Annotated in this window: 29 protein-coding genes; 11 read left to right on the forward strand and 18 right to left on the reverse strand. The window is 51.1% G+C overall.

Annotated elements, in window-relative coordinates; genetic code table 11:
* The first annotated feature begins 18 nt into the window (after window positions 1–18).
* Window positions 19–897 carry a LysR family transcriptional regulator gene (locus AZF00_RS17070; RefSeq protein ID WP_040804333.1) on the forward strand — a complete coding sequence of 293 codons (879 nt, stop codon included), beginning with the start codon at window positions 19–21 and terminating at the stop codon, window positions 895–897.
* On the opposite strand, the gene AZF00_RS17075 is transcribed toward AZF00_RS17070, so the two are convergent.
* Window positions 880–2070, reverse strand: a complete 1191-nt coding sequence (locus AZF00_RS17075) for a multidrug effflux MFS transporter (RefSeq protein WP_008252505.1) — start codon at window positions 2068–2070, stop codon at window positions 880–882. The genes AZF00_RS17070 and AZF00_RS17075 overlap by 18 nt on opposite strands.
* Before the next feature lie 131 nt (window positions 2071–2201).
* On the opposite strand from AZF00_RS17075, the gene AZF00_RS17080 reads away from it, so the two are divergent.
* Window positions 2202–2690 carry a MarR family winged helix-turn-helix transcriptional regulator gene (locus AZF00_RS17080; protein WP_008252507.1) on the forward strand — a complete coding sequence of 163 codons (489 nt, stop codon included), beginning with the start codon at window positions 2202–2204 and terminating at the stop codon, window positions 2688–2690.
* A 9-nt stretch (window positions 2691–2699) separates the two neighbouring features.
* Here the strand turns inward: AZF00_RS17080 and AZF00_RS17085 are convergent, their stop codons facing one another.
* The 4 genes from AZF00_RS17085 to AZF00_RS17100 form a co-directional block, all read right to left on the reverse strand.
* Window positions 2700–4334 (reverse strand): ShlB/FhaC/HecB family protein, encoded by a 1635-nt coding sequence (locus tag AZF00_RS17085; RefSeq protein WP_008252510.1) that lies wholly within the window; start codon window positions 4332–4334, stop codon window positions 2700–2702.
* A gap of 84 nt (window positions 4335–4418) precedes the next feature.
* Window positions 4419–5258, reverse strand: a complete 840-nt coding sequence (locus AZF00_RS17090) for an OmpA family protein (protein ID WP_008252512.1) — start codon at window positions 5256–5258, stop codon at window positions 4419–4421.
* Window positions 5259–5438: 180 nt separating this feature from the next.
* Window positions 5439–6230, reverse strand: a complete 792-nt coding sequence (locus AZF00_RS17095; protein ID WP_008252514.1) for a DUF4126 family protein — start codon at window positions 6228–6230, stop codon at window positions 5439–5441.
* Window positions 6223–6612, reverse strand: coding sequence for a DUF4345 family protein (locus AZF00_RS17100; protein WP_197465679.1), 390 nt, complete (start codon window positions 6610–6612; stop codon window positions 6223–6225). Before AZF00_RS17100 ends, AZF00_RS17095 begins: the two co-directional genes overlap by 8 nt.
* Before the next feature lie 122 nt (window positions 6613–6734).
* Here AZF00_RS17100 and AZF00_RS17105 point away from each other — a divergent pair, with 122 nt between their 5' ends.
* Window positions 6735–7517 (forward strand): DUF2889 domain-containing protein, encoded by a 783-nt coding sequence (locus tag AZF00_RS17105; RefSeq protein WP_008252518.1) that lies wholly within the window; start codon window positions 6735–6737, stop codon window positions 7515–7517.
* A gap of 191 nt (window positions 7518–7708) precedes the next feature.
* Here the strand turns inward: AZF00_RS17105 and AZF00_RS17110 are convergent, their stop codons facing one another.
* Complete coding sequence (locus AZF00_RS17110) at window positions 7709–8422, reverse strand: SIMPL domain-containing protein (RefSeq protein ID WP_081482725.1); 714 nt, start codon at window positions 8420–8422, stop codon at window positions 7709–7711.
* A gap of 83 nt (window positions 8423–8505) precedes the next feature.
* Between AZF00_RS17110 and AZF00_RS17115 the strand changes: the two genes are divergently transcribed.
* The 5 genes from AZF00_RS17115 (at window position 8506) to AZF00_RS17135 (ending at window position 14526) form a co-directional block, all read left to right on the forward strand.
* Window positions 8506–9963 carry a coniferyl aldehyde dehydrogenase gene (locus AZF00_RS17115; protein ID WP_008252522.1) on the forward strand — a complete coding sequence of 486 codons (1458 nt, stop codon included), beginning with the start codon at window positions 8506–8508 and terminating at the stop codon, window positions 9961–9963.
* 148 nt (window positions 9964–10111) lie between these two features.
* Window positions 10112–10573, forward strand: a complete 462-nt coding sequence (locus tag AZF00_RS17120) for an ATP-dependent zinc protease family protein (protein WP_050985224.1) — start codon at window positions 10112–10114, stop codon at window positions 10571–10573.
* A gap of 85 nt (window positions 10574–10658) precedes the next feature.
* Complete coding sequence (gene rimK, locus AZF00_RS17125) at window positions 10659–11564, forward strand: 30S ribosomal protein S6--L-glutamate ligase (RefSeq protein ID WP_008252529.1); 906 nt, start codon at window positions 10659–10661, stop codon at window positions 11562–11564.
* A 9-nt stretch (window positions 11565–11573) separates the two neighbouring features.
* Window positions 11574–12638, forward strand: coding sequence for a succinylglutamate desuccinylase/aspartoacylase family protein (locus AZF00_RS17130; RefSeq protein WP_008252530.1), 1065 nt, complete (start codon window positions 11574–11576; stop codon window positions 12636–12638).
* 769 nt (window positions 12639–13407) lie between these two features.
* Window positions 13408–14526 carry a helix-turn-helix transcriptional regulator gene (locus AZF00_RS17135; RefSeq protein WP_008252531.1) on the forward strand — a complete coding sequence of 373 codons (1119 nt, stop codon included), beginning with the start codon at window positions 13408–13410 and terminating at the stop codon, window positions 14524–14526.
* A gap of 22 nt (window positions 14527–14548) precedes the next feature.
* Here AZF00_RS17135 and AZF00_RS17140 read toward each other — a convergent pair whose 3' ends face one another.
* Window positions 14549–15436, reverse strand: a complete 888-nt coding sequence (locus tag AZF00_RS17140) for a LysR family transcriptional regulator (RefSeq protein ID WP_197465680.1) — start codon at window positions 15434–15436, stop codon at window positions 14549–14551.
* A 138-nt stretch (window positions 15437–15574) separates the two neighbouring features.
* Between AZF00_RS17140 and AZF00_RS17145 the strand changes: the two genes are divergently transcribed.
* Entirely contained in the window at window positions 15575–15868 is a 294-nt protein-coding gene (locus AZF00_RS17145) for a hypothetical protein (RefSeq protein WP_008252533.1), read from the forward strand.
* Window positions 15869–16163: 295 nt separating this feature from the next.
* On the opposite strand, the gene AZF00_RS17150 is transcribed toward AZF00_RS17145, so the two are convergent.
* Window positions 16164–16571, reverse strand: a complete 408-nt coding sequence (locus AZF00_RS17150; protein ID WP_008252534.1) for a PaaI family thioesterase — start codon at window positions 16569–16571, stop codon at window positions 16164–16166.
* 81 nt (window positions 16572–16652) lie between these two features.
* Window positions 16653–17351: a hypothetical protein gene (locus AZF00_RS17155; RefSeq protein WP_008252535.1), complete on the reverse strand. Its 699-nt coding sequence runs from the start codon at window positions 17349–17351 to the stop codon at window positions 16653–16655.
* A 326-nt stretch (window positions 17352–17677) separates the two neighbouring features.
* Between AZF00_RS17155 and AZF00_RS19670 the strand changes: the two genes are divergently transcribed.
* Both AZF00_RS19670 and AZF00_RS17160 read left to right on the forward strand, forming a co-directional pair.
* Window positions 17678–18013, forward strand: coding sequence for a site-specific integrase (locus AZF00_RS19670; RefSeq protein WP_008252536.1), 336 nt, complete (start codon window positions 17678–17680; stop codon window positions 18011–18013).
* Window positions 18003–18677 carry an integron integrase gene (locus AZF00_RS17160; RefSeq protein WP_008252537.1) on the forward strand — a complete coding sequence of 225 codons (675 nt, stop codon included), beginning with the start codon at window positions 18003–18005 and terminating at the stop codon, window positions 18675–18677. Before AZF00_RS19670 ends, AZF00_RS17160 begins: the two co-directional genes overlap by 11 nt.
* 175 nt (window positions 18678–18852) lie before the next feature.
* Here AZF00_RS17160 and AZF00_RS17165 read toward each other — a convergent pair whose 3' ends face one another.
* The 9 genes from AZF00_RS17165 to ahpC form a co-directional block, all read right to left on the reverse strand.
* Window positions 18853–19116 carry a Txe/YoeB family addiction module toxin gene (locus AZF00_RS17165; RefSeq protein ID WP_008252539.1) on the reverse strand — a complete coding sequence of 88 codons (264 nt, stop codon included), beginning with the start codon at window positions 19114–19116 and terminating at the stop codon, window positions 18853–18855.
* Window positions 19113–19355, reverse strand: a complete 243-nt coding sequence (locus AZF00_RS17170; RefSeq protein WP_008252540.1) for a type II toxin-antitoxin system Phd/YefM family antitoxin — start codon at window positions 19353–19355, stop codon at window positions 19113–19115. The genes AZF00_RS17165 and AZF00_RS17170 overlap by 4 nt, the downstream gene beginning before the upstream one ends.
* 245 nt (window positions 19356–19600) lie before the next feature.
* Window positions 19601–19897, reverse strand: a complete 297-nt coding sequence (locus AZF00_RS17175) for a type II toxin-antitoxin system RelE/ParE family toxin (protein ID WP_008252541.1) — start codon at window positions 19895–19897, stop codon at window positions 19601–19603.
* Complete coding sequence (locus AZF00_RS17180) at window positions 19897–20151, reverse strand: type II toxin-antitoxin system ParD family antitoxin (protein WP_008252542.1); 255 nt, start codon at window positions 20149–20151, stop codon at window positions 19897–19899. Before AZF00_RS17180 ends, AZF00_RS17175 begins: the two co-directional genes overlap by 1 nt.
* A gap of 241 nt (window positions 20152–20392) precedes the next feature.
* A complete protein-coding gene (locus tag AZF00_RS17185) occupies window positions 20393–20944 on the reverse strand; it encodes an RNA polymerase sigma factor (RefSeq protein WP_008252543.1) in 552 nt (183 codons plus the stop codon).
* Complete coding sequence (locus AZF00_RS17190) at window positions 20937–21758, reverse strand: hypothetical protein (protein ID WP_008252545.1); 822 nt, start codon at window positions 21756–21758, stop codon at window positions 20937–20939. The genes AZF00_RS17185 and AZF00_RS17190 overlap by 8 nt, the downstream gene beginning before the upstream one ends.
* Window positions 21755–23182 (reverse strand): vWA domain-containing protein, encoded by a 1428-nt coding sequence (locus AZF00_RS17195; RefSeq protein WP_008252547.1) that lies wholly within the window; start codon window positions 23180–23182, stop codon window positions 21755–21757. Before AZF00_RS17195 ends, AZF00_RS17190 begins: the two co-directional genes overlap by 4 nt.
* A 164-nt stretch (window positions 23183–23346) precedes the next feature.
* Window positions 23347–24942 carry an alkyl hydroperoxide reductase subunit F gene (gene ahpF, locus AZF00_RS17200; protein ID WP_008252549.1) on the reverse strand — a complete coding sequence of 532 codons (1596 nt, stop codon included), beginning with the start codon at window positions 24940–24942 and terminating at the stop codon, window positions 23347–23349.
* An 87-nt stretch (window positions 24943–25029) separates the two neighbouring features.
* Window positions 25030–25599, reverse strand: coding sequence for an alkyl hydroperoxide reductase subunit C (gene ahpC / locus AZF00_RS17205; RefSeq protein WP_008252550.1), 570 nt, complete (start codon window positions 25597–25599; stop codon window positions 25030–25032).
* Between the last annotated feature and the right edge of the window lie 24 nt (window positions 25600–25623).

Raw genomic sequence — 25623 nt, forward strand, 5'->3', positions numbered from 1 at the left:
CATATCGGTTTTATAAATATGCACTATACCCTTCGCCAACTTGAAGTTTTCCTCGCCGCCGCCCATACCGAGAACATCACTCGCGCCGCAGAGCAACTGTCAATGTCGCAGTCGGCGGCGTCAAGCGCCCTAAAAGACCTGGAACAGCAATTTTCCATCCAACTTTTTGACCGTATTGGTAAGCGCCTGCAAATCAATGAATTAGGCAGGGCACTGCGCCCCCAGGCCGAGGCCCTGTTAGATCAGGCCCAAGCGCTAGAACAAGGTTTTCGCCGTCACGATCAAGTCGGTGAGCTAAAAATTGGCGCCACCCTCACCATTGGCAATTACCTTGCGGTCGACATCATGGCAGAGTTCATTAGCCGTCACCCTGCGGCCAAGGTCGCCCTCAATGTCGCCAACACCGCCGCCATCAGCCAGCAAGTACTTAACTTTGATTTAGATGTGGGATTAATTGAAGGCGAGCTACACCACCCCGACCTTGAGGTCACAAAATGGCGCGAAGATGAACTGCAAATTTTTTGTAGCCCAAGCCACCCTCTGGCAACAAAGAAAAACCTCAGCAATGCCGATTTACTCTCAGCCCAGTGGATACTAAGAGAGCCCGGCTCTGGCACCAGACAGGCTTTTGACCGCGCCCTGCACGATCTGTTACCCGACCTCAATATACGTCTAGAGCTGCAGCATACTGAGGCCATAAAGCGCGCGGTAGAAACCGGCTTAGGAATAGGCTGCTTATCTAAAGTCTCACTGCAATCCGCCCTAGAAACTAAACGGCTTGTTGCGCTCGACGCAAAGTCTCGAGATTTTAAACGTTTCTTTTACTTTATTTTACACCGCCAAAAATACCGCAGTGAGGGCATACTCCGGTGGCTGGAGCTATGCCGAAACAGCTAAGGTTTTTTTGTCCCACTTTGGCACAAAATACAGGCCCAAAGCCGATGCAAGAAACATCGTTAACGTCATTGGCCACATATAATCACTGTGAAACTGCGTCGACAATCCACTAATAAGGCCGCCAATAAGGTATTGGGCACTCCCCATTAATGCCGAGGCAATGCCGCTGTGCTGGGGAAAAAATTGCAGGGCACAAGCCTGAGAGTTACCCATTATGCCGCCGAGCGCACCCACGGCTAACATGACCAAGGGCACCACCACCCAGAGCGGTGGTGAAAAAGCGGTAACCAACAAAAGCCCCGTACAAAAAACAAACAAAAGTAGCATCGCCCGAGGCAAAATTTGCTCAGCGGGAACGGTATTTAGCAGACGGTTATTAATGCGATTAGCGATGGCCAGGGTGACAATATTGCCCGCAAACAACATCGAAAACACCGCCTCACTTTGGCCGTACAAGTCGATATACACCAGCGCCGCATTGGCGACAAAGGTGATCATGACGCTAAAACCTAAGCTCTGCGCCACCAGGTACGCCATTGCAGTGCGATTGGTCAGCACAAATTTATAGCGGGTGAGCAAGCTGTCTACTAGCGGTGGGCGCGAATCAGTGCCGCGCTTTTTAATAATAATACTCGCCAGAAAGCAGACCGTAAGCGCGTAGGCAGCCAAGACCAAAAACACCAGCTTCCAGCCGCTCAAGCTATAAAGCAAGGTGCCAATACTGGGCGCCAGTGCGGGTGCAATTATGGTAATTAACATGATTTGCGAGAACAATTTCGCCGTATCCTGACCCTCGGTGTGGTCACGAATAATCGCTGGCACTACTACAGAGGCAAAGCCGCCACCCAAGGCCTGAAAAAACCGCGCAGCCCAAAACACCGACAGCGTCTCAGTAGAAGCGATAACTAAGCTCGCGACCGCAAAAAGCGCCAATCCAAAAAACAGTGTCGGGCGGCGACCAACATAATCACTAATCGGCCCGCCAAAAAACTGGCCAAAGCTCAAGCCGAGAATATACAGACTTACCGTTACGGCAATGTCTTGGGCTGGCACACCCAGTTCAGCCGCAATCGCAGGAATCGTCGGCAAATACATATCAATTGCCAAGGGCGAGAGCGCAAAAATCAAAGCCAGCAGCAATATTAGCCGCAAGGGAGGAAGCGTGGAGGACATAAAACACCTTTTATCTTTCCAGCAAGATAATAGCTGGAAATTGCCTTGCTAGCAAGATAATATTCAGTCACCACCTCGAACCGCAGCGCCAAACATGAAGCCAAACCTTCGCCCGCAAATAAGTTACTGCCATGGATGACAAACGCATCAGTATTAAAGAATTGCGCCAGCAGCAAAAGCAGCACTGGCCAGAAATGCACCGGGCCGCAAGTCCCGCCGTCTTATACATTATTCGCGCAGCAGACAGCTTTATGAAAGAGTCGGGCGCCGCTTTGCAGGCCCACCAATTAACGAGCGCCGAGTTTGATGTACTGGCGACCTTGCGCCGCCAAGCCCCGCCCTACCAGCTCAGCCCAACTGAGCTGTGTAAAGCGATGCTCTTTAGCTCTGGGGGGTTAACGAAAGTGCTCTATCGCTTACAACATTCCAACTTAATTCTACGCCCCGAAAACCCCAATGACGGGCGTAGCCTACTTGTGCAACTCAGCCCAGAGGGTATCTCTTTGGCGGGAAAATTATGCGCTAGCATTAGCGAACTGCACCAGGCACGCGTTAGCAAACTTAGCGCCGCAGAACAGGCAAGCCTAACCCAGCTACTAGAAAAGGCCTTCGCCGATTAAGCTCGGCGCCTAAAAAACCCAGCGCAGACGCCAAAAAAAATCCGCTTCTAATGCCGCTAAACGCGGCTCATCGACGACGTCATCCATAACCGGCACGGCGGCCAGTAGTTCCGTCTCAATGCCATAACCCGGCTTCAAGGCGAGCCGGAAACCGGCGTCGGCCAAGCGCTGAGTAGACGCCAAGTCACCGCTGGCATTATTGAAGTGCGTCGCCGCGTATTCAACAAACAAGGACGACTCCCAAGCCAAACCCAACCACTGAGGTTTGGCGCTGGCAGCGAGATGCAGAAAGTAACCGTCATCGCCAATTAATACGCCGGGCAAGTAGGCACTCATGCTGCTGATACCACCAAGGACAAACTGTTGTTGCTGAGGCAGCTGAGTGTTGTCGGCAAACTGAGCGTTGAAATTCAAGGCCACTTCATAGCCTGGCGCCACGGCAAACTTATAACCCAGCTTTGGCTGCAGCAAGAAAAACTCCGCTTCGCGCTTACCGATGCTCACGCCCTCGCCAGTGTCGGTCGCAAAACTGCCACCGTCGCCAAATCCGGTTTTAAGTGACAATTGAAGCTTGAGATAAGACGGTGCCTCGACCAAATGCCCCCGCACGGAATACTTAGCACCGAGCTCCAGCGTTTGATAGCGCTCCGCTAGTAATGGCGCATCCTGAGCCGCCGATTGCAGCTCTGAACTCACGTGCTCCAGCCGCTCAAATACCGTCCAGCGCCGCACTGGGTTGCTGTACAGCAGCTGCTCACCCGACAGCGCAACACTATCTATCTCTGCATCCAAATGCAGTGTTTCACTGCTCGTCACAACAGGGCAGTTCAGTAGCGGCGGCAAACATAGGCCACCACCCGTACTGCTGCTCGTGAATTGGGGCCGACGCTGATACTCAATATGACTGGCTTCAACACCATAAAGACCAAAGCGGAAGGGATGCTCAACACCAAAATCAAACTGCTGATAATCGTCGCCATCTCCCGCCTCACCCAGCTCGTCAAAAATAGTTCGGTAGGCCACATTGAGCTCTGCGCCATTAGCAAATTGATGCTTAATGCCGGCAAGACCAAAATAACGACCAAGGAAGCGGCTGCCCTTGTTGCTCATTTCCAAAACAAGATCGGTGGCATCGTGATCGACAAGCACTTGCTCTCGAAAATCAAGAATGACCTGATTATCATAGTGCTGCTCATAGGCAATGCTATAAGCCAAGCCCGCGCGCTCGGCTTGCAAATCGGCCAAAACCCGCGCCCGATCAAACTCCGCCAAACTTAAATCGCGATCGCCAACCAAGCTCGCGAAATGCGCGGTGACTTGCGGGTTGCCGCGTACACCTTTCACCGCAGCCTGGCTCACCAGTACCGTGACCGTATTCTCAACACGGTAATAGCTTACACTCACCAGTAAATGCCCAGCATTATAATAGCGCCGCGTCAGCGAGGTGATGGCGTCTGAAGGTGACTCGGACTCGGCTAAGAGCGCCTCAATTTGCGCGGTAGAGAGCTGCGTATTGCCAACAACGCGAATATTAATCCCGCCGATCACCGCCGTTATCGCCGCAGTCTCAACACGCGCCGCGGCCTCTATTTGTATTTGACTCGCAAGCTGGGGGGGCATTACCGGTGGCAGATCAATTGCCATTCAAACTCTCCTCAAATATTTGCCGGGACATCGGCCCCGGCAATTCAGCTAATCGTAATGTCGGGTTTTTGTTGAATACACAGTTTACAGACGCTTTAACTCAACGCGTCGGTTCGTCTCTCTACCAGCCTCAGTACTATTGTCGGCACGGGGCTGCGACATACCATACCCTTTGGCGACCAAACGCTCAGCACTCACACCCCGACTCAACAAATAGCTCCGCACGGCATTTGCTCTGGCCTCAGACAAACGCAAATTATACTCACCGGCCCCCAGTGAATCGGTATGACCACCCACCTCAATACGCTTGGCATCGGATTGCTGAATAACCGGAACCACCATAGCCAAAACGGCTTTGGCGGCAAGGCTCAGCCGCGAACTATCGTGGGCAAAAAACACCCCGTCCAGTGGCTGGGCCTGAGGGCCATCGATATAACAACCATTGGCTAGGGTTTTAATACCACGGGGGGTTTTTAAACATTGGTCATCTTGATCACAGACGCCGTCACCATCGCCATCGGCGCAGGCGTAAGCATCGGCCTGAATTCGGCCTGCGGCAAAAACCGGATCGATATTCGCCAGAGGTATCAACGCGGGTTGATCTTTGGCTGAACCCAGCGCATCGATGGCCACAGCCCCGCCACCCTCGTCCGCGGCCAATATGCCTTGATCCATCGCCAATAAGTCATCTGTCACGGCGAGGCTAGTCAACTCGTCTGCCAGTGGCTGTATATTGCCAGCCAGACCAGCATCAAGCGCACCCAGACTGTCGTTAAGATCAATACCAACAGCCGTGGTAACTGGGCTAACAGCAGCCAAAATACCCGTCTGCTCAAGCAAATCTTGCACTAGTCCAGCGTGTGCGGCATTCATCGTTAGCGACAAACACAGAACAAAACGACACATATTTCGGGCAAAGCTCATTGGCACTAACACCTGTAAAAATCCATTATTCGCACGTATTTAGCCACTCAACTGTCTATTCCAAGGCGCGAGGCTGACCTGCCGCGCTTATCTGCCTGCAGATTAAAACGCATTTGTTCAGCCAGCGCATGGGGTTTGTGCTGAGAACGCCCGACACCGCACAGTTTTTAGTAGCGCAGACTAACTCGCGCCTGCACTGCTGTGCTCGGCAATAACCGAGGCCTTCGCCGTCGCGTACTCGGCATCACTTAGCGCGCCCGATTGATGAAGCGCATCCAAGCCCTGCAATGCATCGACGAGGGGGCTCGGCTTCGCCAACTCCGTTGTCGCCTCGCCAGCTCCCGCCAACGCCGCGTTGGTTTCTTTACTTAAGCCCAACCACTGCCCAATTTTGCGGAAAATACGCGCGATACCCCGCCATAACTTGGGGAGCAACCAAATAAGCAACAATAAAAAAACGACAAAACCAATTAAGAACAGTACGGGGTGATTTAATGCCACCCACAAACCACCAAAAACGGCGACATCTTCGCTAATCGAGGCCAGCCAATTACTCACTGGCTCCGGCGAGGTATTGATTAACATTCGGGTGCTCGCCTTTGCCGCGTGGGTAACCGAGGTTACCGAACCGCCAACAATGCCCGCCGCCAATTGCAGGGCCGGGCTAACGTCACCCACGGTATTTGCTGCAAGCAAGGCGCCAGCAGGAATCCGAATAAAGGTGTGTAGCGCATCCCAGCCAGTATCCACCCCCGGAATTTTGTCGGCAAAAAACTCCACCGCATACATTAAGCCCGCCGCTAAAATAACCGCAGGGTCTTGCACCACGGCCAAGCTTTCGGGCAATTCAATGCCACCTACAGAGCCACCTAAACCCAACACCAAAATGGCCGCATATAAGTTTAAGCCACTGGCCCAAGCCACTCCCATCGTTAGGGATATCACACTAATTAGTTGCTGATACTCATCCACTGCTTTGATCTCCGCTACGCAAGCGCTTGGCAAATACCCAACATAACGCCGCCGCACTCAACTCAAATGACAGCGCAGACAAGGTGTAGACCGAAGCACTACCTGCCACCACTGCACCGAATAAGCGACCAGCACCAATACCACCGGCAATAACACCGTTCAAAAATAACACATGACAGGCCCAGCGCGGACGCCACAGCGCCCAAAGCGCGCTTAGGCCTACCGCCAGCTCCATACCGCCATACATTGCTCGCAATTCAATTGTGCCATCAACCGACGTCGCCGCCACCCCGGCGTAGGCGTCTAAGGCAGCGGGCTCGAGCAAGAGCCAGCCACCAATACCCAACCACGCCAAGGCCAAATAACTCAAAAAAATTCGCATTACATACCCACGCTGTGTGCAGAACGATTCAGACTGACCGAAACCGTCACTCATTTAGACCGCTAAGGTCATACTCTTCCAATACAAACTCGCTACTATTCTAGTTCATTGTGGAGAGCGATATGTCGACTGTGGAAGACTACCCGAAAAACCCTGGTTATGGCCACGGCCGCTATCGGCGCCGTATTCGCCTCACATCTGAACCGGGACTGGTTCACGGCGAACTCGAAGACACTAATCATGGCTTTCGCTGCACTATTTTTCACGATGGCGAAAAAGTCACTGATATCCAAAGCGAAGTGCTGCGCATCCCGTTTGATACTTGCCCCGGCGCGGTAGAGCCGCTGCGCAAATTAATCGGCTTAGCACTGTGCGACGATATTCAAACCTTGATTCCCCTCACCGACTCGTCGTCTAACTGCACCCACCTACTCGATTTAGCACTATTGGCCATTCGCCACAGCAGGCGCAGCGTAGCAGAGTTAATTTACGACATCTGTGTAGAAGATCAGGCCGATGACAACAGCTCCGCGGCGGCTGAAGTCTACGCCAACGGCAAGCTCGTCCACCGCTGGCAAACCTGTAACTGGGAAATTACCGGGCCAGACGAGCTTAAACAAAAAGTACTCTACAAAGGCTTTAGCAAGTGGGCGGCGGCGTGCTTTACAGGCGAGGAGCGGGAGGCCGCCTTTATCCTGCAAAAAGGCTATTTTGTCGCGAGCGCTCGTCGCTATAACATTGATGCTCAAGTCGGCCAAGCCGCCAATGAGCATCGTGACGTTATGCTCGGTGTTTGCTTCAGTTACAGCACGCCGCAAATTGAGGTCGCTAAACGCACCGCCGACAGCACCCGCGATTTCAGCAACACCCCAGACCTTCTTCTTAAATTTCAAGAAGTTAACTAGAAATGCTGCCGCGTTACCGCCAGCGTCTTGATACGCACAATTACGAATATATACCTGGTCAGCTGAGCGCTACTATGGCAACAGTTTCATTGACCCTTGCTCCTAACAACGGTCTCAGGAGTAACACCCCCGCTTGGCACCCACACTCTGGGTGCTTTTTTTATGTCCAAAAGCTGAGCGCCCACCGCCCTTTATTTCAACAAAAACACCACCGTCAAACTTGCGCTAACGGTCTCTTTACCAATCAGCATCGGCGCCGCCCCGCCAACCTTGGCGTCCATCATCATAGCCCGCTCATACACAACCGGTGCATTAGCGCCCTCGTCAATGTGATAAACACCAGCGAGTTTGCGACCAAAGCCTGCCGCGAGCACCTCAGCTCTGGCCTTGGCATCCGCAATGGCGGCCTGGACGGCCTCAGCCTGCAATGTCTCCCTTTGCGACAGATCAAAACTGACATTACCCAATTCACTAATACCGGCGTTAACCAAGGCGTCAAGCACGCCACCGTAGCGCGACAAATCTGTCAGGGTAATGTCAATACTGCGCTCAACCCGCTGGCCACGCAGGACACGCTTACCGTCGTGCCACTCGTAATCGGGGTAAATGCGAATCTGCGAGGCGCGAATATCACGCTCGGGTACACCTTGTTCAGCCACGGCATTCAGGACTTGGGCACTGCGCTGATCTACCGCGCTTTTGGCTTTTACCGCGCTGTCTTGCGTCTCGGAAATTTGCAGCTGCAGGCGCGCAATATCTGGCATAGCCTCCACTTCGCCCCGGGCGGCAACCACCACATGAGGTGCTTCTGGCAAGGTGGCGGCATGGGCAAAAATGGGCAGCGCAGCGGACAATACAAAGGCCGCCGCACAATTCAAAATGAGGCTTTTCGCGTTTTTCATCATCTGATTCCTTTTGATTTAATTCCCAAATGGCTTTTTAGCACTTTTTTCTTTCAGCATAACAACAACAAATCACGGAGAGCTCAATGACCAATCTCAATATCACCCCAGCTAACCCAGCATTAGACGATATGCGCGCTACCCTAAACCGCCAGCGGCAGCTGTGTACCGAAGAGGGTGCGGTTAGCGCAGAGCTGCGTATCGATCGCCTCAGCCGGGCAATCGATTTAATTTTTGATAATCGCGACATCATTGTCGACACGCTAACCCAAGATTTTGGCCACCGCAGCAGCCATCAATCTCTGATGTCAGACATTTACGCGACCATTGAGTGCCTTAAACACAGTAAAAAACACGTCAAAAAATGGATGAAAGCCGAGAAGCGCAGCGCGCCCTTCCCTATGAATTTAATGGGCGCTAAAGCGCGGGTAGAGTTTCAGCCCAAAGGCGTAGTCGGCATCATCGGCACCTGGAACTTCCCCTTGAACACCGTCTTTTCACCACTGGCTGGCGTGTTGGCGGCCGGTAACCGCGCCATGATTAAGTGCTCTGAAGTTACACCTAAAACCGGCGAGTTACTTGCTACATTAACTGCCAAATATTTCTCCTCTGACGAGATTGCCGTATTCAATGGCGGCCCAGATGTAGGCGCACAATTTTCAGCATTGCCCTTCGACCACATTATCTTTACCGGTGCCACCAGCATTGCCCGTCATATACTGCGTGCAGCCAGTGACAACTTAACCCCCGTCACTCTAGAACTCGGTGGCAAATCACCGGTAATTGTCAGCGAGAGCTACCCAATTCAAGAGGCCGTAGAGCGCATTTTTGGTGGCAAAATTTTGAATGTTGGCCAAGTCTGCTTATCACCAGATTATGTGTTTGTGCCGGAAGATCAATTGACGGCATTCACCGAAGCCGCTAGCGCCTATATCGCCACCATGTTCCCCACCGTGCGTGACAACCCAGATTACAGCTCGGTGGTTAACGAACGTCACTATCAGCGCCTGCAGAGTTACCTAGCAGACGCGCGGGAAAAAGGCGCCGATGTTCGTGAACTTAACCCCGCCAATGAAGATTTCAGCCAGCAACAAGGCACATTCAAGATCCCCCTCACCTTGGTGGTAAACCCCAGCGACGACATGCTGGTAATCCAAGAAGAGTTATTTGGCCCGATTATCTGCATTAAAACCTATCGCCAAGTCGACGATTGCATTAACTACGTCAATGCCCGCCCACGGCCATTGGCGCTGTATTACTTCGGTAAAAATAAAACCGAGCAGCAACACATACTGGATCACACCGTGTCAGGCGCGGTTACCATTAATGATGTTATCTTCCATGTTAGCTGCGAAGACCTGCCCTTTGGCGGCATTGGCCCTAGTGGCATGGGCAATTACCACGGTGCAGACGGTTTCAAAACCTTCAGCCATGCCAAAGCGATTTATAAACAAAGCAATATTAACTTCCAGAAACTGGGCGGCATGATCCCCCCCTACGGCGACAAGGCCGATAAAACCCTAAAAGCCATGATCCGGAAATAGCACTTAGCCTGCTAATTTCCACCACGCCCCTGCAATAGGGGCGTGTCAGCCAATTTCTTCAGCAAAAATAAGCCACTTAAAAGCTACTCCCCAAGCCGCATAGCGGCTATGCTGCCAAACTTAGTCTAATGACATTGCGAGGCCACATTTGCCACAGACAACATTAGGATGGCGAGAGTGGGTCACCCTACCCGCATTGGGCATAAACGGTATTAAGGCAAAAATTGATACTGGCGCCCGTAGCTCCTCACTTCACGCCTTTGACATCCAGGCAATTGAAGTAGACGGCGAGCAGTGGGTAGAGTTTAAAGTGAACCCCCAACAACACGAGACCACCGAGCTCGTTGCCTGCCGTGCACCGATAAAAGACTACCGACAGGTTACTGATTCTGGCGGTCACCGCAGCATGCGCTATGTTATAGAGACGAGCATTTGTATTGGCGGCGAACAATTTCTTGCCGAAATGACCCTCGCCGACCGCTCGCAAATGCTATTTCGCATGTTATTAGGACGAACCGCCATGAAGAATCGCTACATTGTTGACCCCAGCCGATCCTATTGCGCCAGTCAAAAACCCGCAAAGTCGCCTAGCCAAATAGTACCGAGCTAGCACCGACTAATTCGCGGAACTAAATCTTAGCCAAGCCAATCTGAACAATCCGCCTAGCAGCCGATAACAAAGAGAATACCCTACAATGAAAATTGCCATACTGTCCCGCAACAGACGTCTTTACTCCACACGCCGCCTTGTAGAAGCCTGTACTGAACGCGGCCACGAAGTGCGCGTTTTAGACACCTTAAAATGCTATATGGAATTAAACTCCAGCGAGCCGGTGGTGTGGTACAAAGGCGAACGGCTCGAGGGCTTCGACGCAATCATCCCCCGTATTGGCGCTTCAATCACGCCCTATGGCCTCGCGGTTATTCGTCAGTTTGAAATGTTGGGCACCTACAGCCTCACCGAATCCGTGGCGCTCGGCCGTTCACGCGACAAACTGCGCGCCCTGCAACTGCTGTCACGCAAAAACGTCGGCATGCCGATCTCCAGCTTTGCCCACGACGTCCACAACACCAAAGAACTTATTAAACTGGTGGGCGGCGCCCCTGTGGTGGTCAAACTCCTTGAAGGCACCCAAGGTCGCGGCGTGGTATTGGCCGAAACTGCTAAAGCAGCCGAGAGCGTTATCGACGCCTTTCGCGAGTTAAAGGCTGACTTCCTCGTGCAAGAATTTATTAAAGAAGCTGGCGGCGCCGATGTTCGCTGCTTGGTCATCGGCAAAAAAGTGGTCGCGGCCATGCAGCGCACCGCCGCCAGCGGCGAGTTCCGCTCAAACTTACACCGCGGCGGCACCGCCGAGCTGACTCGCCTAACCCCAGCAGAGCGTGCAACCGCAGTAAAAGCAGCGCAAATCATGGGCCTGAATGTAGCGGGTGTGGATATTTTGCGCTCATCACGTGGGCCGCTGGTCATGGAAGTGAACTCTTCACCCGGCCTCGAGGGCATAGAAACCGCCAGCAAGAAAAATGTCGCCGCCGAAATCGTAAAATTTATTGAAGAAAACGCAGGCCCGAACAAGAATAAAACCCGAGGAAGGGGTTAACACCACAACATGAAGAAACTTACCATCGCTGGCACCGACATCCCCGTCGGTTGCCGCACCCAGATTGAACTGCCGGTTGCACAGCTTTATACAAACACCGAACTGTCGATGACCGTTAAAGCGATTCGCGGCCGCAAAGACGGGCCAACGTTATTTGTTAGCGCAGCGATTCACGGCGACGAAATCAATGGCGTTGAAATTGTGCGGCGACTAATGCAGCACAAGGCCCTGCGCTCACTGCGCGGCACCTTGCTGGCGATCCCCATAGTGAATGTGCACGGCTTTCTCAATAATAGCCGTTACCTTCCCGACGGCCGCGATCTCAACCGCTCCTTTCCCGGCTCGCCCAAAAGCTCGCTAGCCGGGCGCATGGCGCACACCTTTCTCAATGAAGTTGTACTGCAATGCACCCACGGCATTGACCTGCATACCGGCGCTCGGCATCGCAGCAATCTGCCTCAAATCCGCGCCGATATTAAAGACGAATCAACCCGCGCCATGGCCGAGAGTTTTGCCGCACCTGTTATTCTGCACTCGGCAACCCGAGATGGCTCACTGCGCGAAATCGCCAGCAATCACAATATTCAGGTACTGCTTTACGAAGCTGGCGAAGCACTGCGCTTTGATGAAATTGCGATTCGCGCGGGCGTCAGCGGCATTATTAATGTGATGCGCCATATCGGCATGCTACCCGCGTCGCGCAGCAAAAAGCCAAAACGCAAAAGCATGATCACCGGCCAATCGAGCTGGATACGAGCAACGAGCAGCGGCGTGTTGCGTGCGCTAGTACCGCTCGGCGAGTTTGTCACCAAGGGCGATGTTCTCGCGTTGATTTCTGACCCTATGGGGAATAACAACGCCGATACCAAGATTCTCGCCAACGATGACGGCATCGTTATTGGACGCACGTTTTTACCGCTGGTATACGAAGGCGACGCCTTGTTTCACGTGGCTAAATACAAAGCCAATATCGGCGAAGCCCTAGAGCACGTTACTGCGTTTAGAGAAGAGTTTGAGCCCGAGCCTTACTCTACATCCGACGACACGGAAGACCATCCACCAATTGCCGGGTAAGTTCGAAAGCGGTCATTTAAAAGCATTTTTATAGCGCTTTATAATGATTAGACAACACATTGATCCGCACTTATCAAAAGCCGCGGGTGTACGTGCAGAGACTTAAAAAGGCAGCGATGCAGTCGTTAGACTAGTGCGCCGCCTTTTTAAGGGCATCTATTTTTGATAGCCACCTGAAGATTTCGGCCTATCATAGCTTACACACCTTCTTTTCTGGATAGTCCCACTGCCACCGCAGGCCCGGCAGGTATGCTTGTTTTTCCATTCACTGCGAGGCAGGCCAATTCTACTTCCGGAGTCTTCGCGACCATCGCCGCCGCAGGTGCCGCACCTCACTGTAGAGGTTTGATACTGCAAACAACCAGCGACCGCTGAAACGGGCAAAAACGCAGCGGGTAGCGCAGAAACAGCCAATATAAACTTTCTTCTTTTCACAATATATCCTAATTGAATTTCATAAGTTTTAGCGACCACAACGCTCAATATCTGGCGCATCAACTGTTAAACAATAGGGAGCTTCCGTGCTAGCAGCATTGAATAATCAGATGCTTTTCCATACGCAAATCCAGTGGGGCATTATCAACACACCAGATATCCACATCCCTGCGAGCCAGCGAGCTTTGATAGCACCTACTAAATTTGCTCAGCTTGTAATCTAACGGTATAGTTTATTTGATGCCTCCCCTAGATTGGGGAGATGCAACGGACAGCAGCTGTAGCGACCCACAGGAAGTGAGTTAAAAGTTGTGGGGACAGCCAACAAAAGATAATGCAGAGCAGTAAATTATCCCAGCTGATCGGTGAACTTTATCGACACGCCCACCAAGCCGAAGGCTGGATGGCCTTTTTTGCCATGCTCGAAACCGAAATCCCATCGCGCTCCACAACGCTGATGTTTGAAGAGATTCAAACCCACGCGACCGACATGGTTTTATCGCGTCATTTGAACGATGACGAACTTCAAGTATATGGTGAGCATTATATTCATACCGATATCTGGGCAGAGGCCATGGCTGATATGCCGCTATTCCAGTTTCATAGCAGTGATATCGTCCCAGATCGTCACTTTTTATCTTCCGAGTTTTACGCAGACTACACCAAGCCCCTCGATATCCGTTACGCCTGTGGCGCTTATATTGAAAGCCCCAAAATCGGCCAAGCTTTTCGCGTGACCATTCAGCGCGGTCACCAGCACAAACCCTTTAACAGCAAAGAGCTTGAAACCCTCAACCTCTTTGTTCCCCACTTACAAAATGCGCTGGCCATATACAAACGCAATATCGCCTTAGAATCACTGCAAAGTGGCTTCGACTCAATCACCAATATTATGGACAGCGCGGCCTATTTGCTGCGCCCAGACACGTCGATTGTCTCGCAAAATACACTGGCAGAAGACCTATTACGCCAAGACGTGGCGTGTATAACTGGGGGAAAATTGTCTTTTCGGCCCCATAAACTGCGCAACACCGTAGCCCAGCTTATGAATAATTTGCAGGACTTCACTCATAATCGCGCAGCCTCCTGCCGAAATTATGCCCGTACCGAGCAATATCAAATTAGTGTAGAGCCCCATCTGCTACCGAGCCTCGTGCCCGGCACCCAGGAGCTTGGCGTGCTCCTGCAAATAAAGAATAGCGATGCTAATGTAAATATTGACCTAGCGGGGCTGGAAATTTTATACGAACTAACCAGTACCGAAGCCGGTGTAACACGCTTACTTTGTAAGGGCCTAGTGGTTAAAGAAATAGCAGAGGCAATGGGCGTAAAAGACAGCACCATACGCTCCCACCTTAAGGCAGTTTTCTCCAAGCTTGGCGTGCGCTCACAACCCGAATTGCTCAGCAAAGTCATGGCATCGCTAGCCCGAACCCAAATAGATATCGTTTAACACCCCTTCTAAATAAAATACCTCACAAGGCAGACTGCGACTCGAATCGCTCGACTATGGGTTGTAAGTAATCCAGCATAAAGTCGCGAAAAATTCGAATTCTGGCAGTAGTGCGCAAATCAAGGTTCGTCAGCAACCAAAAGCCCATCGGCTCCATGACACCCTGCGCGGGAATTTTGATTAAATCGGGATCGCTATTGCCCAGAGAACAGGGTATTTCAGCAAAGCCGCTGCCCTGCCTGACTAAATCATAAATCACATTCAAGGAGTTAGAGCGATAGCGAATCGGCATATCAGGGTAGCTTTGCCGCAGCCATTCGGGAATTGCATTGCCGTCTAACATCCACGAAATCGCGCCCACATCGCCGCGCCCCGCCATATAATCCTCCCACGCGCTTTTGGTGGCATAAACCCCATAATTGAAATCGGCGATTTTCTTGCCAACCACATTCGGCGGCGGATTATTGGTAGTGCGAAAAGCGATATCCGCCGCATGCACCGACAAATCCAAGGCCTCTTCTGACGCCAATAGCTCCACATGAATACTGGGGTATTTTTCGCTGAAGGCCTTCAGGCCCGGCAACAAAATGCGCTGAATACACACATCCAATGCCGTAATCCGCAGCGTGCCATTAAGGTCCTTGCGGTCGGCATGCACGCTGCGCTCTATGGCACTCGCGGCCTCTTGCATCTGCTCCAGATTGGGCAAAATAGACTCCCCCACCGGGGTCACCGACCAACCCGAGGTAGAGCGATCAAACAAAGACGCGTGCAGGGTTTTCTCCAACGCGCTTATACGCCGAGACACCGTGGTGTGATTAACACCCAGCTTCTTCGCCGCGGCTGTCACCGAACCCTCTTGGATCACTGCCAAGCAGTAATGCACATCACTCCAATCCATCGCCTGCATATTTGCACCATACATGTGTGTTTTTGGCTATTTACCATTATATACGCACAACCTACACTGACCACGTTACCAATACAAAGCAATTTGTTACCAAATTACCTGCCACGGCAGAAACCACACTGACAAGAGAATGCCATCATGAAAACAATCCAACACATACTGCTTACCTTTGGTCTAGTCATTGGCGCACTGAATAGCGCCCACGCCGGTGAAGCCACCAAAGACTTAGTCGCCGCCTGCAAAGACAGCACCGTGGAGAAATTCAGTGAAAACGGCGACGCCGTTCGCGCGCGCTTCAAAGGCATTAGCGGGCCATCAAACTCCCGTAAAGTACAATTGCTGATTCAGTCTCCAGAGCAATCCGCCTATCGCGCCGAATGCTTTATCAATGCCAAAACCCAAGAAATTATCAGCATTGAAAAAGCAAGCTAAGCGGTTAGTTATTAAAAAGGCGAGCGCTTTCGGGCCCTCGCCTTTTTTGTTTACCTGGAGATATAGTTATAGCCCCGCAGAGTGGCTATTTCGGTTTAAAATCAGCGCTGCTGCAGATTGATACATTGCTGCTACTGGTAAAAAGCGGACGGCCAAAAATTCCGAACTAGATAGAAGTCTGTAGATTTTTATACAGCATCAACACTCGGTTCACCGAGCAGATTTTTGATGGCGGCTTTTATGCGTTTTTTTGCATAAAAGGTGACAGCGAACATTTTTCCGATTGAGCCGTTTGTTATGCGCTGATGACTGTAAATACACCACTAGCCCGCGCAATACGTTTTGTATTTACAATAAAATAGCAATTAGCGAACGCCATTTTACGACCAACTTTTTGTAAGTCAGTTTCTATTTCAATCCAATCACCTAGTTTAGCTGACCCAGCATAATCTATAGTGAGACTTGCCGTAACGATTGGAACAGGAGAATCACCTGAAAAAGCTGCATTATACCCAAGAGCAATATCGGCGAGGCTACTAAAAACTCCACCATGTACTTGTTCTCTAGCATTACAATGCTTTTCTTCAGCTCGTAATCCTATTACCAATCCATTTTCCGTTTTCTTATTAAATATAGGGCCTAATAACTCCAAATATGGACTGCTTCTGAAAATTGGCTCAAATCCTTCTGGGATATTACTCATAGTTTGCTTTTTCCATGCGCATAACGCCAAAAGCAAGCGCGCCGCTTTTTGGCGTCGCTCTGCCTTTTCTTGTTAGAAATATTACGGCGCAAGCTCTTTCTCCAGAAGTTCAGCAAATTCTCGGCCTGAGAATATACATCCCAATATATTGATAAACTGCCCCATATGATTGACAAGATCCTGAAGGTCAGCGTAGGGAGTTCGAGACAGGTCGCTTTCTGTAAACACCCACTTTCTTGCCTTGCCACTCCCATGTAGTTCTGCAGTGCGGTACTGGTCATTAATCTTGTTGATGAATTCATTAGTCCACAAGACAAACTCTTCTGGGAACGCTAAGAACATCTCAACCTTCTCTAAATAAACTGCGCCGTTTTCGAGAGCAATCTTTCGAAATGTCTTCGCTTTACTTCTTGCCCGATCAAACGAATCGTATTTTTCAGGGTATCCCGCTTTAACCGCGACATTCATAAATTTATCGTAGAAAGATCGATAAACCGCGACAAAGTTAACCCACTTATTATGAAAGGAGAACATTTCCTGCATACAGCTACGCGAACGCAACGCTTCCAATTCCCTGATAGTACTAAACAAATTGTAGAGATTTAGCTTTAAGTCAACCGCCATGTAGTAAATCAGTCGATCTTGTTCATAGTAGTTTTTAAAGGCCGCCTCTACGGAAACGGCGGAGAACCCAAAGCCATACGTGTAGGACAGCCCATTTAGGTCTCGATCGAATGCTTCCGCGCCAGCTTGAGCATCAAGATCATACTGCCGATACATGATTTGGAACCCCCATCTCTAACAGTGAATTCAAATGCGTTGTGCTTTATAACTCGTGTACATAGCGAGTCTAAGTATTGAGATGATTAAGGAGGATAATTCTATTTGAATCAGGGCGATAGTAAGTCTGAAATGATTTTTTCATTTGCGTGCATCCTGCATTTGATGTGGAATCCTTTGGCTCTGATCATAATCACTTCTAAATAAAAATCAATTACTTAAGAGAACCATATCGCGTTTAGTGAGCGCCATGCTGTTGAATACGGGTTTGACAGCTCTGATACTCTCAACTACTGTACATATGATCAGTATTTTGGAGCTTTGTTATGGATGACATCAGGCACCACATACCAGAACGCCCAGCGCGTTTTATTGACCAATTACGGTACCATATTCGGAGCGTAGGGCTGTCTTACCCCACCGAGCAAACCTATGTTTATTGGGTCAAGCACTTCATTTATTTCCATAACAAACAGCACCCCAAAGACCTTGGTGCGCGGCATATCAAAGCGTTTTTAAGTCATTTGGCAATAAATCGCCATTGCGCAGTGGCGACGCAGAAAGTTGCACTGAATGCACTGATATATCTATACAGACGATTTTTCGGATTAGCCTTAGAGGACGCAAGCACGCGCTTCAAGGCGATTGCCGGTGGTCTATAGCCGTGGCGAAATAGAATCAATTCTAGTTCAGCTTCGCGGCCCCCAAAAATTAATGGTGGCGTTACTTTATGGAAGTGGTTTACGAAGTGCTGAGTTATTGGCGCTTCGCATCAAAGATATCGATTTTAGTAGCAACAACATTATCGTGCGCTCAGGTAAAGGCGATAAAGATCGGTCCACCATGTTACCGCATCAATTGATACCGGAGCTGAAGCGCCAGATTGCACGGGTCGAGTTACTGCACGAGGAAGATTTGGCAGATGGTTTTGGTGAGGTGTATTTACCAAACGCCTTAAATCGAAAATCCCCTAGCGCAGCGAAGGAAATTGCTTGGCAATACTTATTCCCCGCTAGTCGCATTGGCAAAGACCCGCGATCAGGTGTTTTTAGACGGCATCACTTGCACCCGACAGCGCTAGGAAGACATATTCGTCATGCTGTACGGGCAGCCGCAATCAATAAGCCTGCGCGGGCCCACAGCTTTAGGCATAGTTTTGCGACACACCTTTTGGAAGCGGGTTATGATTTGCGCACTATTCAAGAATTGTTAGGGCATTCTGACATTTCAACAACGGAAATTTATACTCATGTTGTAAATCGAGGTGGGAAAGGCGTTTTGAGCCCAGCAGATCGCCTATTTTCGAGCAGTCGCGTTGATGATTAGAAAGTCAGCGACTGACCGCTATTGTGACCCCAGGGCCATCAACACTGCGCATGTAAGGGGCCACTTCCTGATCTGGTAATTAAGTGGACGTTCAATCATGACGCCAATTGATCGAAAGCGGAGGTTTGGAAGTAACAGTATTTCGTTATTAGGGATATTTCTACCGTTTTAGGCTTTACTCATAGTGAGTCCATAGCCTCAATACTTTGATCGCTTTTTCCTCTTCCAACACTTGGTATACCAAGCGATGCTGGATGTTTATTCGGCGAGAATAGGCGCCCGCTAAATCCCCAATTAATTTTTCATAGGGAGGAGGATTTTGATACGGGTTCCTTTCGACAATTTTCAGCAGCTCCTGAGCCTTATCCTTTAGCCCGGACGACGCTAGTTTTCGAGCATCTTTTTGAGCCTGTTTAGTGAAATAAAGAGTCCAGCTCACCAATCAAGGCTCTTACTACACTTGTCGAGTTCGACGTCCATACCTTCTCGGATAGATTCGCGCATACCGGGAATGGATAGCAGATGAAGTGTCTCATTGACGGCATTCCAGTCGTCTTCCGACAGCAAAACAGCGTTGCCCCTCTTGCCAGTAATAATAATAGGTTGGTGACTTTTAGACGTTTCATCTATTAGCGCGTAAAGCTTGGAACGAGCTTCTGTGGCATTAAGTGTGGTCATAGCTTCCTCCATATGGCCTAAGCGTACGCCGTTACGTACGCAGCGTCAATCCGACCTATTGCTCCGCGTACGACCGCGATGTCAGGGAATGCCTGCTTGTATATGTATTAGAGCATTTCCAATGTCCGCTTATGTGACGCTAGAGCCTTTCATATTACTACTCTAAGCGCGCATTTCCGGAACTGGTAGGCAGACGCTCTATCATGGCGCCCCTTGGTCGATCGATCTCAGACGCCCCTTAATATCTATTCCGCAATTCGACGAGGTGCGTCCATACTCTCATGCAGCACCCGAACGATAAGAATGTAGTGTTTTTCTAGTCGATAAAATACCAAATGGTGCTCTTGGTGAAGCTGGCGATACCCAGGGAGTACGTGACTATAATCGAGTCCCAGTTCAGGATGAGCGATCAGTTGATTGATGCCACGTTCCAATTGATCCAAGTACTTATCCGCCTGATCAACACCCCACTCGTTGCAAGTGTAGACCCAAATATCGACGAGATCGGATTCCGCCTCCGGCGTTATTTCAAGGCCAAGCACTACTCAGCAGCCTTGATAAGTTTACGCCCAGCCCTTTTAACAGCAGACATATCTAGCGGACGGGATTTGCCACTGGCCTCACCCTTCTTAAGCGCCTGCCTAAGCTCTAAAAGGCGCTCTTGGGAATGCTGATCCTGTCTGATGAGATGGCGGATGTATTCACTGTCGTTGCCGAAATGCCCACCATCAATCTGACACTTCACCCAGTTTTCTTGTTGTTCCGTTAGTGTGATAGTTTTCCGATGCATACTCATGGCGGATCCTACGTCAGCTCGAAAGGTATGACAATATCATACTAATACCTAGTCACAAATCAAACTAGCTTTGATTTTATGTCCGCTATTATGGCAAAGCCGTCATCCAGGACTTGTCACGGCATCTGATCGCGTGTCTGAGAACAAGTTAGGCGGTATTGGATTCTGAATCACGCTCAGGGTGACGGTAGAGGGGGAATGGGCCAATGCCAACTCACATATACTTAACATTCTAGAGAGTTCACCCCACCAAACACGGGTCTATATAGGCTCGTAACCGCGACCGTATTTGCGACATAAATTCTCGGGTAGCGCCGTAACTGCGGCCGAGTAATTCTGCTACTGAGCGCAGGTCTAGTTCATCATCAATCACCCACGATAGCGCTTGGGCGCCTTCGGGGTAGTCTCGGGTAAATACCGACATTTGGCCTGCGATACAGGCTTGCAGTCGCGCTTCGTCGTAGCTTCCAGATTCGATCTCCCAGTTATCGTCATAGGTTTCTGTATTTTCTCTACTCGCTTGCCGGTAACGATCCGCCAATTTTGAGCGCACTACTGACCACAGCCAGCCTCGCCCTTGCCCACTCGGAGTGAAGCCATCGCAGCGTCTAATAAAGGCGAGAAAGATGTCGTGCATCAGGTCTTCTGACTCGGACTCTGGCACACCACGGAGTTGTAAGAAGCGGGTAAATTTTCCAGAAAATTCTGTATAGAGCTGGGTTACGGCGTGTTTGCGCTGGGCACCTCCGGCCTGAAGATCCACAATAAGCGCGTCGACCTCGGCATTATTCATTGCGGTCACCGCGCAGCGTTTCGACTACCTCTAATTTAAATTCAATTCGCTGAGCAATTGGCCACGGTTTATTCCGCTCAGACTCTGGCAAGGCTTTCTGCCAGCGCTGTGCATCTGCTTCGCTATTAAGCTGCAATAGCCAATGACCGGCGTTGGCGCCCTGCTTTAACGAGATGCCCTCACCCGCAAGTTCCCTTAGTGCCTGCCACTGTTTGTCAGTTACCACTAGGCGGTGTGCGACAACGCCCCCTTTCTGGCGGGCAGCCTGCTGTTGTTCATTCGCTAACGGCGCCGCGGCAACGCGATCGCGTTTCGCCATTGCGCTGCTCATTTCGGCCGCTTCATTTTTAGCAGCGTCCGCCAGATACTGCTCGCCAGACATTGCCTCGGCCCTAGATTCGATCATCTCCTCTTCCGCGATGTCTTTACGCATTTGTGGCGCGGCGGCCATCATCTTAAATTGCGCAGAGTCGGAATCGGCTGCACTGCGCAGTGCCTGCCGTGTTGGGCCGTTGAAAACAGACAGATCTAGCATAATCGCTAAGCCAGCTAACACCGCTGCAGCATAGCCATAGCGATGTAAATTTCGGCCACGTTTCACCTTAGGTTGCTGATACTTAGCCTGCTGGTAAAGGCCTTCTTGCTCGATACGTCGATGCAGGCGCTGCAGAGCCAGCTGGTCTAGCTCGCTAGACTGCTGCGATGCACTAAGCCCAGACTTGATTGCGGCCATAACCGCTTGTTCGCGATCTGACTCACACTCGCTCGGATTTTTAAGCTGGGTGAGCCAGTCTTCGATATCTTTTTCTTTCACTCTTGGGCGATCCTAGTAGTGGTGAGCCTTTCTATTAGACCAATAAATTCGCTGCGTTTGTCATCTGGCATAAGCGGCAATACCGCTCTTGCGCGGCGCAGGGCTGCCGCGTAGCTGGCTGAACCAGCATGCTCAGACTGCGACAGTACCAAGCTAAACTCCACCTGCACTTTCACGTCTTTAGCCGCAATGTGTAGGGTGCGGCTTAGCTCGGAGCCAAACAAGCGCTGGGCTTCTGCGTCGGAATCCAAATAATGCGCAACGCCGTTACCGGCCTCGGCCAAGACCTGCATTTTCGCGTCTTGATAATTGCCAGTGCCCATGCCAATCACCGACAGAAATACGCCGCTGGCGCGCTGCTTCTCGATCATTGCTTTTAGCTCGCCGTCGCTGCTGGCGCCAACATTAAAGTCGCCGTCGGTGGCGAGAATCACTAGGTTAGTGGCCTTGCTATCAAACTGCTTGCGGGCAACATCATAGGCCAAGGCGATGCCTGCACCACCGGCGGTAGAGCCACGTGCGCTAAGATTGGCCAAGGCCCGCTGAATGCGATTAGATTCGGTAACTGGCGTGGGCGGCAATACCACTCCGGCACTCCCCGCGTAAGTCACAATCGCAACCTGATCATCTTGCTTTAAATTCGAGAGCAAGGTTTGAAAGCTGCGGATAAGCAGCGGCAATTTATTGGGGCTATTCATAGAGCCCGAGGTGTCGAGTAAAAATGTGATGCGTGCGCCGCGCTCACTGCTAGCGGTGGTGTCCACCGCCTTCACGCCGATCATGGCAATGCGGTGCGCAGGGTTCCACGGCGCTACCGCGTAATCTGACATCACCGCAATAGGATGCTTGCCTGTTGGCGCAGGGAAGTTGTAATTAAAATAATTTACCAGCTCCTCTAATCTCACACTGGCGGGCACGGGGATTTGGCCGTTATTGATTTGACGACGCATATTAGCGTAACTCGCCGAATCTACTTCAAGCCCAAAGGTGGATAGCGGCGATAGCGCCACCGACAAAAAGCGGTTCTCGGTTTTGGCGGCATAGCCTTCTCTATCTCGTGGGGCGATGCTCATTGAGGAATCCGTATCCGCGATAAAATGAGATCGCTGCCTGACCAGCATGGCGGACTCCTTTATTTGCTTAGCATGCGCAGCCGCTGCCTGAGCGCCAGCAAAATGTTCCGCAAGCATCTTTTCAGATGCCGGTTTGGGAGCTGCCAGGCCAATAGCAGATGTATAGGCCTCGTCCTTTACAGCATTCCGCTGCGGCTCAGCAAGCTCGTTTATCGCGTGGTGTTCGAATTCATTTGGGGCGGAAATTTCTGAAGTGCCCTGACTTTCTAAGAGTGAATCTTGTGGCCCTCGTAAAAATATAAAAGCTATCGCAAAGATAATAAGTAGTGACAAACTGGCGGCGTATTTCATGTGGCTCTCCATGTGTCGCAAGATAGGTTTTGCTAATCGTCATATCTATAAACGCGCCGCCAAGGCAATTGTCAGGGTATTCGCTAAAATATTTTTGGGGGTGGAGTTTAGTCAAAAAAAAGCCCCTCGGTGAGGGGCAACAGGGTGTTTATACCAAATAGAGGTTAAGCAGCTTGGTTTGCAATTTGCTCGGCGCTGTTTTCCAACACCGGCTGGCGAATCAAGTAGTCGAAGGCGCCCAAGGCGGCGGTTGCGCCACTGCCCACTGCAATTACAATCTGCTTAAAGGGCGTGGTGGTGACGTCGCCAGCGGCAAACACACCAGCCACCGAAGTTTCACCGCGTGCGCCAATTTCAATTTCGCCCCGCGGACTAAGGTCTACCACCCCTTTTAAAAACTCGGTGTTGGGCACCAAACCAATCTGCACAAAGATACCCGCCAGACTAATGGTTTTGCTCTCGCCGCTTTGGCGGTCGGTATACGCCAAACCAATCACTCGGTCGCCGTCACCTAGCACTTCGGTGGTTTGGGCGCTGGTGATAATATCGACGTTCTTTAGTGAGCGCGCCTTGCGCTGCAAAACCTCGTCAGCGCGAAGCTTGCTGTCAAACTCCAACACGGTGACGTGGCCGGTGATTCCCGCAAGGTCGATGGCGGCCTCAATACCCGAGTTACCACCGCCAATCACCGCAACCGATTTACCTTTAAACAGCGGGCCGTCACAGTGCGGGCAGTAGGCCACGCCCTTACCACGGTATTCTTGTTCGCCCGGCACATTCATTTCGCGCCAGCGAGCACCGGTCGCCAGCAACACCGAACGGCTACGCAATACCGCGCCACCCTCGACACTGATCTCGATGCTGCCGTCGTCAGCTACCGATAAGCCGCTAGCTTGGTGGCCCGCCATAATATCCACATCGTAAGCGCCAACGTGAGCCTCGAGATTGGCGACCAATTTTGGCCCTTCGGTTTCGTTCACCGAAATAAAGTTTTCGATACTCACGGTATCTAATAATTGACCGCCAAATTTATCGGCCAACACGCCTGTGCGAATTCCTTTACGGGCCGCGTAGATTGCCGCCGAGGCGCCAGCGGGGCCACCGCCAACCACTAACATATCAAATATGTCTTTCTCGGCGAGTTTTTTAAGGCTTCTCGCACCGGCGTTTTTGTCCATCTTCTTTAAGATATCGGCCAAGCTAATACGGCCCTGAGAAAACTGTTGGCCGTTCATAAACACGGTTGGCACCGCCAGCACTTTTCGCGCTTCCACTTCGTCTTGGAACATCGCGCCGTCGATCATTTCATTGCGAATCTGGGGGTTGATCGCCGCCATCATATTCAGCGCCTGAACCACCTCTGGGCAGGTCTGGCAGCTCAAAGAAATGTAGGTCTCAAAACGGTATTCGCCGTCAAGATTGCGCACTTGTTCAATCAGCTCTTTATCTATCTTCATGGGGTGGCCGCCGCTGTGCAGCACCGCCAACACCAATGAGGTAAATTCGTGACCAAGCGGCACACCAGCAAAACGCATCTCGGTGCCACTGGCCACGGAACGCACGCCCATAGCGGGTCGACGTGCATCTTGATCGTCACCCTCAACCAGTGATACCAGCGGCGATAGCGCAGACACCTCGTTCATCAGGGTTTCAAGTTCCCGGGATTTATCTTGGCCATCGAGATACGCGACCAGCTCTACCGGTGTTTTTAGATTTTGGAGGTACGCCTCCAACTGGGTTTTCATTTTCGCGTCTAACATGGTGACTCCCGTGAACCTTAGAATTCGGTTTTAATTTACATATTCAATTGGTAAAAAAGGCCCCGCTAACGGGGCCAACATGGGGTATTAAATTTTGCCAACTAGGTCCAAAGAAGGAGACAGTGTCGCTTCACCTGGCTGCCATGCTGCGGGGCAAACTTCGCCATCGTGCTCGGCAACGTATTGAGCAGCTTGCACCTTACGCACTAGCTCTTTGGCTGAGCGGCCAATGCCAAGATCGTGAAGCTCGGCGACTTTAATTTCGCCCTCGGGGTTAATAACAAACGTGCCCCGCAGTGCCAAACCATCTTCCTCGATCATTACGCCAAAATTGCGCGAGATCTTGCCCGTTGGGTCACCAATCATTGGGTATTGGATCTTGCCAATGGTGTCGGAGCTGTCGTGCCACGCTTTGTGGGTAAAGTGGGTATCGGTAGACACTGAGTAAACTTCTACGCCCATTTCTTGCAACTGCGCGTAGTGGTCGGCCATATCGCCCAGCTCAGTGGGGCAGACAAAGGTAAAGTCAGCGGGGTAGAAGACCAGCACAGACCACTTGCCTAACAGATCAGCATCGCTGACGTCGACAAAATCGCCATTGTGGTAGGCAGTGGCTTTAAAGGGCTGAACCTTGGTATTGATAATCGTTGGGAACATGCTGTGATTCCTTGTGTAGTCATA

The sequence above is a fragment of the Zhongshania aliphaticivorans genome, assembly GCF_001586255.1.
GTDB lineage: Bacteria > Pseudomonadota > Gammaproteobacteria > Pseudomonadales > Spongiibacteraceae > Spongiibacter > Spongiibacter aliphaticivorans.